Source organism: Chamaesiphon polymorphus CCALA 037 (assembly GCF_003003845.1).
GTDB lineage: Bacteria > Cyanobacteriota > Cyanobacteriia > Cyanobacteriales > Chamaesiphonaceae > Chamaesiphon > Chamaesiphon polymorphus.
In genome coordinates, this window is the sequence record NZ_PVWO01000386.1 from 1 (window position 1) to 5,662 (window position 5,662).

General features: G+C 44.9%; 7 protein-coding genes. 4 read left to right on the forward strand and 3 right to left on the reverse strand.

Going from position 1 to position 5,662, the window contains the following annotated elements:
• Positions 1 to 152: 152 nt before the first annotated feature.
• On the reverse strand, positions 153 to 902 hold the full coding sequence (locus tag C7B77_RS22445; protein ID WP_106310124.1) for an alpha/beta fold hydrolase: 750 nt from the start codon (positions 900 to 902) through the stop codon (positions 153 to 155).
• Between the two features lie 3 nt (positions 903 to 905).
• Complete coding sequence (locus C7B77_RS22450; RefSeq protein ID WP_106310127.1) at positions 906 to 1,637, reverse strand: lysophospholipid acyltransferase family protein; 732 nt, start codon at positions 1,635 to 1,637, stop codon at positions 906 to 908.
• Between the two features lie 561 nt (positions 1,638 to 2,198).
• On the opposite strand from C7B77_RS22450, the gene C7B77_RS22455 reads away from it, so the two are divergent.
• The 3 genes from C7B77_RS22455 to C7B77_RS22465 all read left to right on the forward strand — a co-directional run bounded on the left by C7B77_RS22455 (position 2,199) and on the right by C7B77_RS22465 (position 4,276).
• Positions 2,199 to 3,095 carry a TIGR02587 family membrane protein gene (locus tag C7B77_RS22455; RefSeq protein ID WP_181243974.1) on the forward strand — a complete coding sequence of 299 codons (897 nt, stop codon included), beginning with the start codon at positions 2,199 to 2,201 and terminating at the stop codon, positions 3,093 to 3,095.
• Positions 3,092 to 3,490 carry a TIGR02588 family protein gene (locus C7B77_RS22460; protein WP_106310130.1) on the forward strand — a complete coding sequence of 133 codons (399 nt, stop codon included), beginning with the start codon at positions 3,092 to 3,094 and terminating at the stop codon, positions 3,488 to 3,490. The genes C7B77_RS22455 and C7B77_RS22460 overlap by 4 nt, the downstream gene beginning before the upstream one ends.
• Positions 3,491 to 3,739: 249 nt before the next feature.
• The gene (locus C7B77_RS22465) at positions 3,740 to 4,276 is read left to right on the forward strand and encodes a Uma2 family endonuclease (protein ID WP_106310133.1); all 537 of its coding nucleotides are present in this window, start codon (positions 3,740 to 3,742) and stop codon (positions 4,274 to 4,276) included.
• 39 nt (positions 4,277 to 4,315) lie between these two features.
• Here the strand turns inward: C7B77_RS22465 and C7B77_RS22470 are convergent, their stop codons facing one another.
• Complete coding sequence (locus tag C7B77_RS22470; RefSeq protein ID WP_106310135.1) at positions 4,316 to 4,843, reverse strand: alpha-ketoglutarate-dependent dioxygenase AlkB family protein; 528 nt, start codon at positions 4,841 to 4,843, stop codon at positions 4,316 to 4,318.
• Positions 4,844 to 4,939: 96 nt separating this feature from the next.
• Between C7B77_RS22470 and C7B77_RS22475 the strand changes: the two genes are divergently transcribed.
• Positions 4,940 to 5,422 carry a hypothetical protein gene (locus C7B77_RS22475; RefSeq protein WP_106310138.1) on the forward strand — a complete coding sequence of 161 codons (483 nt, stop codon included), beginning with the start codon at positions 4,940 to 4,942 and terminating at the stop codon, positions 5,420 to 5,422.
• The last annotated feature ends 240 nt before the right edge of the window (positions 5,423 to 5,662 follow it).

The window sequence follows — 5,662 nt, forward strand, 5'->3', positions numbered from 1 at the left end:
GGTGGATGAGTCGATGGGTGGATGGGTGGATGAGTCGATGGGTAATGAGTGCGTATCCTATCCCCTATCCCCTATTCCCTAAAGCCTAAAGCCTAAAGCCTAAAACCTAAAACCTAAAACCTAAAGCCTAAAGCCTACCTTCTGCAACGCCCTTATAATAGATCGGCTAAATAAATGTCTTTCTCTAATAGACAAGCGTGACCGCTGTTGGGGAGGAGCTTGGTTTTGGATTTGGGTAATAGCTGCTCTAAGATTTGGACTTCTGGTACTGACGGCAATAATCGATCGAGTTCGCCAGCAATGAGGGAGACGGGGATATCGACGATGTTGGGTAATACGGAATGGACGTTAAACTGCCTGAGTAAATCTAGTCGCCAAGCTGCCGACTGGGGCTGCACTGAGAGCATGGCATTGAGCAGGCACTGACGGTCTGGTGCGGCGACGCGATCGGGGTCGATGAGGAAGTTGACCAAAATCCTGGCGGAGAGGGGATAGAGGGCATCTGGGAGCAGTCTGGTTAAGGCACTGCCACTCGCCAACCAGGGCAACCGGACTAATGAAGAAGCTGGATTGATCAGCACTAGCTCGCTAATTTTGTTGGCAATCTGTCCGGCTGTTTGCATGGCAAAACACGCCCCAAATGACTCGCCACAGAAATACAACTCCCGATCTTCGGTGAGTTCGGTCATAATCAGATGTACAGATCGATCGACCAATCCCGCCCAATCGGTCATATCGTTACTAGCAATGGCCAAACAGCGAATGTCAAACCTAGCCGCGAGTGTATCTAGTTGTTTGTATAGTAACTTGCCAGTGCCATCCATACCTGGAAAAAATATAAATAATGGCAGATGTGGCTGGGCGGGTCGCGGCTGAAAAAAACTAATAGGATAAAGCTGCATGGTTTATGCTGAGAGCAGGTCAGCAACTTGTCTTGATAAGGTGGCGGTGAGATCCTTTACTACTTTACCAGCTTGGCGACCGTGGTACTGTTGTTGGTATGGGACGATCGAGAACGGCTTACCGATCCTAATCTCTGCTTGTTGATACACTACAGCTGGATGCCAGCCATCTTTACCAAACAGCGGTTCGGAGGGATCTAATTGATGCAGTACGCTCAATGGCACGGCTGGCCACTGCATCTCCGATCGGGATAAGATACCTACTGGTAAGATTTGGAGATTGCCGACAGCCGCTTGCAACGCTAGATGTGCGAATCCCCGATAGAAAGGACAGATGCCAGTAGGCGGCGGGGTGGCTAGCATCGGAGCCGCACCTTCAGGAAAAATCCCGATCGTTTTACCCCGATCGAGTAGTTCGGTAGAATGGTGCAATAGTTCGGGATACCAGTCATTATTGGTTAGGGGAAAACCGCCACAGCTTTGTAAAACTTCCCGCAAGACTGGGACATTGCCCATATAGCGATGACAGACAAAGTTGATCGGAGTATTGAGAAAACTCGTGAGAATAAAGGGATCGAGGAAGCTCCGGTGATTGGAGACAATCAACAGTGGGCCAGATTGGGGTAGACGGTCGCGGTTGTAAACCTTAACACTCATCCCTAATAAGCCAATGATATCTCTAGCCATGGTGGTTACATAACCGTCGAATGGGGCGATCGACTCCAGTAAGTTCATGAAATTACCTGAAAGGATTTGGCTGGTATAGTTGGGTTGAGGCGTAGTTGAGGGACTCGATACGGGTAGCCGCACTCTTTTATTAAAACTTAATCTTTTCTTTATACTTCCAAGTTTAACTCGATTTTCTCGATCGGGGAAGCTGGAAGTTTAGAACTGATGGCAAAAGCTCCCCAGTGGTAAGCTCTAGCGTAACAATAAATATATAAGTGGTAAATGTTCCAATTGGTATATATCTCAAGGATTTTAGTTTGTTTGCGCTTGACGATCGCTCCCTTCCTACCGATCGAGGCGATCGATCGACCCCTATATTGCCAAAATCTGGGAATTAACTTTATTTATTGCCACAATTGAATTATTTGGTTTCGGCAATGTTAATACAATGTGGCTGGCAATTGGCATGTGTATTATTATCAGAATGGAAATGCGATGTTCTCAGTGTCTTTGCCGCGATTAAATTGCGAAAAATTTGATGACGCATACCCTACTCGATGTTATCTGCGATACAATTTATGAATAATAGATCGATCCTCTGACGATCGAAAATAGCATGGGTATCCGATGATGAAAAGCCACAATCGGCATCAGCGAACTAATTCGGCTCGAAAAGCTTTTAAAAAAGAAATTAGGGACTCGATCCGAGGAGCAGCAAGTGGCTTTTTGTTTGGAATTCCATTACTGTACACGATGGAAGTTTGGTGGATTGGTTCTTATGCCGAACCTTTGCAAATGTTAATTGCGTTACTTACTAACTTTGTTGTTGTCTTCTTGCTAATTCGGACGGAAGGGTTTCGCGGAACGGTCGATACTAAAATGCGCGATGCCTTGATGGACAGTATTGAAACTTTGGCAATTGGATTTGTCTGTACGGCCTTAATTTTGGTGCTATTAAGAGAGATTAGTCTCACGACATCTATCAATGAAGCAGTTGGCAAAATTATTTTTGAAAGTGTGCCATTTTCGCTGGGTGTAGCTGTCGCAAATTCATTTTTAAGTGGCGATCGCAACCAAAATGGTAACGAACAGACATCTTCATCTTCGCAGTCTAAAAACACAGAAATTAATGCCACCCTAGCAGATATGGGTGCAACTTCGATTGGTGCTCTATTTATTGCGTTTACGATCGCACCAACCGAAGAGGTACCCATGTTAGCCGCAGCAATGACTCCTCCTTGGCTATTAGCCACCATCGCCGCTTCTTTACTAATTTCTTACGGGATTGTATTTGTGGCTGGTTTAACCAACCAAGATAAACGTCACCAACAGACAGGTCTATTTCATCAACCGATTACAGAGACTTTAATAGCTTATATAGTTTCATTAATGGCTGGGTTATTAATGCTGTGGTTTTTTCATCAACTCAGTTTTGAAGATCCGTGGACAGTCTGGTTGAGCCATGCGATCGTGTTAGGATTGCCAGCCACAATTGGCGGTGCAGCAGGACGGATAGTCGTATGAGTGAATCCGAACAAAAACAACAGCGATCTGTCGCCGAATGGGTAACGTTCGGCATCGCATCGAGCATTGTGGCTGGAATTGTGGGATTGGTACTTTATAGTTGGGCAAAAGTTGGCAATGAACCCCCAGTTTTAGCGATCGAACAAAGCGGTAAAATCCGTCAAGCTGCGGGCAGTTTTTATGTGCCTTTTACCCTCACCAATAAGGGCGGAGAAACTGCGGATGCCGTACAAGTAACCGCCGAATTGCAGATCGGTGGAAAAGTAGAAGAAATGGGCGAACAGCAATTTGATTTCCTTGCTGGAGGAGAAGCCGAGGAAGGCACATTCTTGTTTAGCCGCAATCCCCAAAACGGTAAGTTAATTCTACGCGTTACTGGCTATCGAAAGCCTTAGCCAATTTCGCGAATTGATAGTTGATAATTGATAATTGATAATTGATAATTACCGCTCTCTGTCCTTTGTATTGTCTGTCGATTCAGAAGTACAGAGGATTGTAGTAATGAACGACCAGGTTTGATTTCGCGGGACAGCGGGGAGGCTTTATACTTTTTTTGTAAAATAAATTCATCACCAGAATTTAGACGGATAATATTAAATAACCAATCATCACCTTCGACAATGGTTTAAACACCGACTAAACCCATTACACTTGCCGACTTTCTCAAGCTACCAGAGACAAAGCCTGCCAGTGAATTCATTGATGGTCGAATTATCCAGAAACCGATGCCCCAAGGAAAACACAGCACCATTCAAGGAGATATTGTGTCAGCTATTAACACTGAACTCAAACCCAGTCGTATCGCTCGTGCATATCCCGAACTTCGCTGCACATTTGGCGGACGTTCGACTGTCCCTGATGTCACAGTATTTAGCTGGGAACGTATCCCCCGCGATGATGATGGCAAGGTTGCGAATGTGTTTACACTCGCACCAGGGACGATTGAAATTCTCTCACCCGAACAAAGCCAGACTAAAGTAGTCCGCAATATCCTTCACTGTTTGAGCAACGGTACCCAGATGGGTTGGCTAATCGATCCCGAAGAAGAACTCATATTTGTCTATTTAGCAGATCGGACGATTTCTGTTTATGAAGAGAAAACCGATTTGATACCCGTTCCTAATTTTGCAACGTCGTTTCAATTAACTATCGATCGACTCTTTAGCTGGCTAGAGGATTAATTGATAATTGATAATTGATAATTGATAATGGTTGTTGGATTAGGGTACGATGCGACGAAATGTTAGACTGATTCGTCCATCTAATACATTAGCTCTTTTGATGGCATGACTCCAAAATTCTTGGGTTTTTTGACTCATATACATCAACGAGCCGTGTGGTAATAAATATTGCAATCGTTGTGAATAATCGGCTTTCGATCGAAATGAAAGTTTCCGTTCGGTACCTAAGGAGATAATAATAATCTGGGTGCCGTCTTCGAGGTTGTCGATTTCATCGGAATGGAAACCCATTTTGTCACGACCATCTTGATAATAATTAATCAAACAACTATTTGGCTCGAACCCTAACGTCTGCTGTAGTCGATCGCAAATCGGCGTGAGAATTGGATGCATTGGTGTGACATCGTAAGTCAAGCCCGAATAATTGTAAGGTAGCCCAAAACAGGCCGTTTTGCGCGCGCTAATGCGTTCGTCCCACTCGATTCGATCGCGTAATTTAATGTATAGTTCGGTGGCATCTTTAGGAGAGAGATAGCCTGGACAAATAGTAACTTCTGGCGCAGTCATTTCTGGATGTCGAACGGATTTGATTGAAGAGTCAGGAATAGAGCTATTATGAATTGTATCTTGAAGACAACAGAAATTCTATATTGGGTTTAACTCATGAAAAATATGCAGATTTTACGGAATGTATTGGTTGTATTAGGCTCGATCGGTAGTTTGAGTGCGATCGGATTGTCTTTTGTCAGTGATGCAGTTGCCAATCCGATCGCAAAAGACAGAATGCAGCGCGTTCCTACCAACATACTTCGGGGAAATTTGGTTCCGCCAAGTGCAGCGGGCGGTGCCTTGTCATACCCAGTTTTTCAAACTGACTGTAGTAAAATTACGGTCAGCTTAACTAATAATGGGAAAGTACTGGCATCTGCTCAAGCTACGGGGACTTATATTACCAACGGCTGTCAATTTAGTCTAGCGTATCAAAATCTGAATACTGTCATGCGCGCCAATAGTCCGAATTTTCAAATTTCGGCAAGTGGTGGTAGAGCTGGCGACTATATTATTTCAGGTAGGGACAGTCTCGCACAACCATTGCCCAGTCAATTCGATCTAAAAGTAGACAAAGCATACACGGGGCCTAAATAATCTATATCTTACTCCCCCCCTTTATCGGCTATCCATTACCCACAGATTAATAACCCAAAGTGGTAGTACTAATGCGTATCGCCAGAGGCGAGGCTCCGCCAACGCGTAGCGTCTCGTAGCGAAGCGTCTCCGAAAAGGAGAAGAGAAGCGCGCTACGCTTCTTACTATTTGACCCTTTGGAGGGGGTTTGGGGGAGCGGCTCGCTCCGGTCGGGTTTCCCGACCATGGAAGCGAGACAAG

Coding starts and splice junctions, on each gene's coding strand:
- C7B77_RS22450 (WP_106310127.1), bottom strand. CDS start 1,637: ATGAACTTACTGGAGTCGATCGCCCCATTCGACGGTTATGTAACCACC.
- C7B77_RS22460 (WP_106310130.1), top strand. CDS start 3,092: ATGAGTGAATCCGAACAAAAACAACAGCGATCTGTCGCCGAATGGGTA.
- C7B77_RS22470 (WP_106310135.1), bottom strand. CDS start 4,843: ATGACTGCGCCAGAAGTTACTATTTGTCCAGGCTATCTCTCTCCTAAA.
- C7B77_RS22475 (WP_106310138.1), top strand. CDS start 4,940: ATGAAAAATATGCAGATTTTACGGAATGTATTGGTTGTATTAGGCTCG.
- C7B77_RS22445 (WP_106310124.1), bottom strand. CDS start 902: ATGCAGCTTTATCCTATTAGTTTTTTTCAGCCGCGACCCGCCCAGCCA.
- C7B77_RS22455 (WP_181243974.1), top strand. CDS start 2,199: ATGATGAAAAGCCACAATCGGCATCAGCGAACTAATTCGGCTCGAAAA.